This window comes from Borborobacter arsenicus (assembly GCF_003934165.1).
Taxonomy (GTDB): domain Bacteria; phylum Pseudomonadota; class Alphaproteobacteria; order Rhizobiales; family Rhizobiaceae; genus Pseudaminobacter; species Pseudaminobacter arsenicus.
On record NZ_RKST01000086.1, the window covers coordinates 1 to 2,314 of the forward strand.

Consider the following 2,314-nt stretch of genomic DNA (forward strand, 5'->3'; position numbering starts at 1 on the left):
ATCCAAAACGCAAATGCCTCCGATGAAACCGGAGGCATTTTGATGACCCCACGTTAAGGGGTCCCGTTTGGACGAAAATCACCCCTCAAACAGGGTCCTCATTCCACGAAAAATCACAAGCTGGCAAAGCCGCTGACCGCTATGACGCTGGGCGATGTGGTCGATGCGCAAAAGGCATGGTCAAAGAACCATGGCTCCAGCGCGGCCGGCCGGTATCAGTTCATGCGGGCGACGCTGCAGGACCTGTCACGTGAGCTCAACCTTCTCGGTAATCAGATCTTCGATGCGGATCTTCAGGACCGGCTTGCCTATCACCTGCTCAAGCGCCGCGGCTATGAGGCATTCATGGCCGGCAAGATCAGCCGCACAGAGTTCGGCAAGCGTCTTGCGCAGGAATGGGCTTCTCTGCCGGTGCTGGCGGCCACTATGGGCGCTCATCGTAAGCTGGAGCGAGGCGACAGCTATTATCGTGGCGACGGGATTAACAAGGTCCTGACCACGCCTGCCAAGGTCGAAGCTGCCCTGGATAGGGTCAGGGCTGCCGCCAGCACGCCAGCGTCTGTGCCGGCACAATCAAAGCCCGCATCGCACCCCCCATTTGGGGGGTCTCCCGCGCAAGTGCCCGCGCCTGAATCCAAGGCGCGCGCCTCCGGCTCCATCCTTGCCGCTTTCGCCTTGATTGCGGTGGCGGTCGTTCTCTTCATCGTCTTCGGGAGCTAAAGCCATGAGCGCAATTGCAGCGATCATCCTCGACACGGCGGCCGGTCTCGCCGTGCCGTTCATCAAGAAAGTGCTGGCTGACAAGTTTGGTGATGGCGGCAAGCTGGCCGGCGAGGTCATCGATACTGTTGCCGGCAAGCTCGGCGTCCCGGCTGACGATATTCCCAGCATTGCCGAAAGTGATCCTACGGCCGTGCGGGAAGCGATCATCGCCAGCGAACCTATCGCGGCTGATCTCATCCTTGCCTATGTCGAGAGCCAGCGCCTTTCGAACGAGCTGCAGCTTGCCGAGATGGCCAAGGAACAGACCTGGACGTGGGCATGGCGGCCGGCGTGGATGTATCTCATCGGGTTCTTCTGGCTGTGGCTGATCGTAGCCGTACCGCTTGCGAACGCGATCACTGGCGCCTCAATCGATATCGTTGATGCCGGGACGCTGATGACGCTGACGGCAGCCTATCTCGGGCTCTATCTCGGCGGGCACACCATCAAAGATGTTGCAACGAAGTGGAGCCAGAAATGACTTGGCCCTTCGCAATCGCAGCCTTGGCGATCTTCGCATCGCTGATTTCCATCTGGCAGATGTGGTGAAGGAAATGCCCAGAATGAGATTTGACCCATCCTTCAACCTTGGCCACGTCTTCACGATCCTGGCGCTCGTAGGCTCGGTGTTCGTGGCCTACATGAACATCGTGCGCACGGTCGACAGTCACGAGCTGCGCCTGGAGGCCATCGAAAAGCAGGTCGGCACCTCAGCCTCGTTTCAGAACCAGGTGCTCATGACGCTGACCACGATCCGGGAAGACATCGCGACTCTGAAGGAGAGGTCGAAGGCGTCGAACGAGGAACGGCCATAGGCGTGGCAAGATTGCCGCGTGGTTCAGGGTGCCAAGCTAAAGAAAAACCCCGCCGAAGCGGGGTCCAGTGCGCTCTGTTAGGCCTGCGGGAAATCTGATGGTAGATGATCCGCAGGCGGGATGTCGGGATACCGCCTGCCCTTCATTACGTCGGCAATGCGCCCGAAGTTGAGACCTGGGTAGTAGCCCGAAATCCATGAGTACGGGATATTCTGCTGGCGAGCCAGCTTGATGACCGGAACCATGTCCGGCGTCAGCTTGCGGTCAAGCATTTACTTTCAAGTCCTTATATTGGGCTTGGACGACTTGACAACGAGCCGATTGCGCGTATGGATGCGCATGTCTTACCGACTAATTGCAAGCCGTTCAAAGCTGTTGCAGTTACCGATACGGAGCCGGGGCGCCAACCCCGGCTTTGTTCGTATCAAGTCAGATTCATTTCTGACTGCCGCCGATATGGGGGAATTCTCTTCCAAGAGTCAAGTATAACAGCGCTGCCCGAAGCCATGATTCTTGGGGCAGTCAAAAACACATTTAAAACAAGGGCTTAGTGGTTCCTCCCAAAAGCCGGTTCGCAGTAGTGTTTGCGAACTTTGCAAAGAATATCCTGATTCGCGTAGCTGGAGACCCGCATTAACCCTTGTGGATTGAGCCGACGGCCATGTTTGAAGCCGGATTGCGGGTTCGCGGTCGGTTGACGGACCACGTTTGGACGCCGGAATGTGTTGCCGGCATCG

Annotated in this window: 5 protein-coding genes; 3 read left to right on the forward strand and 2 right to left on the reverse strand. The window is 57.9% G+C overall.

Features of this window, described 5'->3' with window-relative positions; translation table 11 throughout:
- Nucleotides 1-141 precede the first annotated feature (141 nt).
- Genes EET67_RS25255 through EET67_RS25265 form a run of 3 tightly spaced genes read left to right on the forward strand, consistent with a single transcriptional unit; the run spans nucleotide 142 to nucleotide 1,577 of the window.
- Nucleotides 142-720 (forward strand): lysozyme family protein, encoded by a 579-nt coding sequence (locus EET67_RS25255; RefSeq protein WP_425359560.1) that lies wholly within the window; start codon nucleotides 142-144, stop codon nucleotides 718-720.
- 4 nt (nucleotides 721-724) lie between these two features.
- Nucleotides 725-1,243 (forward strand): 3TM-type holin, encoded by a 519-nt coding sequence (locus EET67_RS25260; protein WP_128628909.1) that lies wholly within the window; start codon nucleotides 725-727, stop codon nucleotides 1,241-1,243.
- A gap of 1 nt (nucleotide 1,244) precedes the next feature.
- Nucleotides 1,245-1,577, forward strand: coding sequence for a hypothetical protein (locus EET67_RS25265; protein WP_165900048.1), 333 nt, complete (start codon nucleotides 1,245-1,247; stop codon nucleotides 1,575-1,577).
- Nucleotides 1,578-1,654: 77 nt separating this feature from the next.
- On the opposite strand, the gene EET67_RS25270 is transcribed toward EET67_RS25265, so the two are convergent.
- Together EET67_RS25270 and EET67_RS25940 are read right to left on the reverse strand one after the other, a co-directional pair.
- A complete protein-coding gene (locus EET67_RS25270; protein ID WP_128628911.1) occupies nucleotides 1,655-1,849 on the reverse strand; it encodes a hypothetical protein in 195 nt (64 codons plus the stop codon).
- Between the two features lie 275 nt (nucleotides 1,850-2,124).
- The coding region (locus tag EET67_RS25940; RefSeq protein WP_210211174.1) for a hypothetical protein at nucleotides 2,125-2,314 on the reverse strand (190 nt) is incomplete at its 5' end.

Coding starts and splice junctions, on each gene's coding strand:
- EET67_RS25255 (WP_425359560.1), top strand. CDS start 142: ATGACGCTGGGCGATGTGGTCGATGCGCAAAAGGCATGGTCAAAGAAC.
- EET67_RS25260 (WP_128628909.1), top strand. CDS start 725: ATGAGCGCAATTGCAGCGATCATCCTCGACACGGCGGCCGGTCTCGCC.
- EET67_RS25270 (WP_128628911.1), bottom strand. CDS start 1,849: ATGCTTGACCGCAAGCTGACGCCGGACATGGTTCCGGTCATCAAGCTG.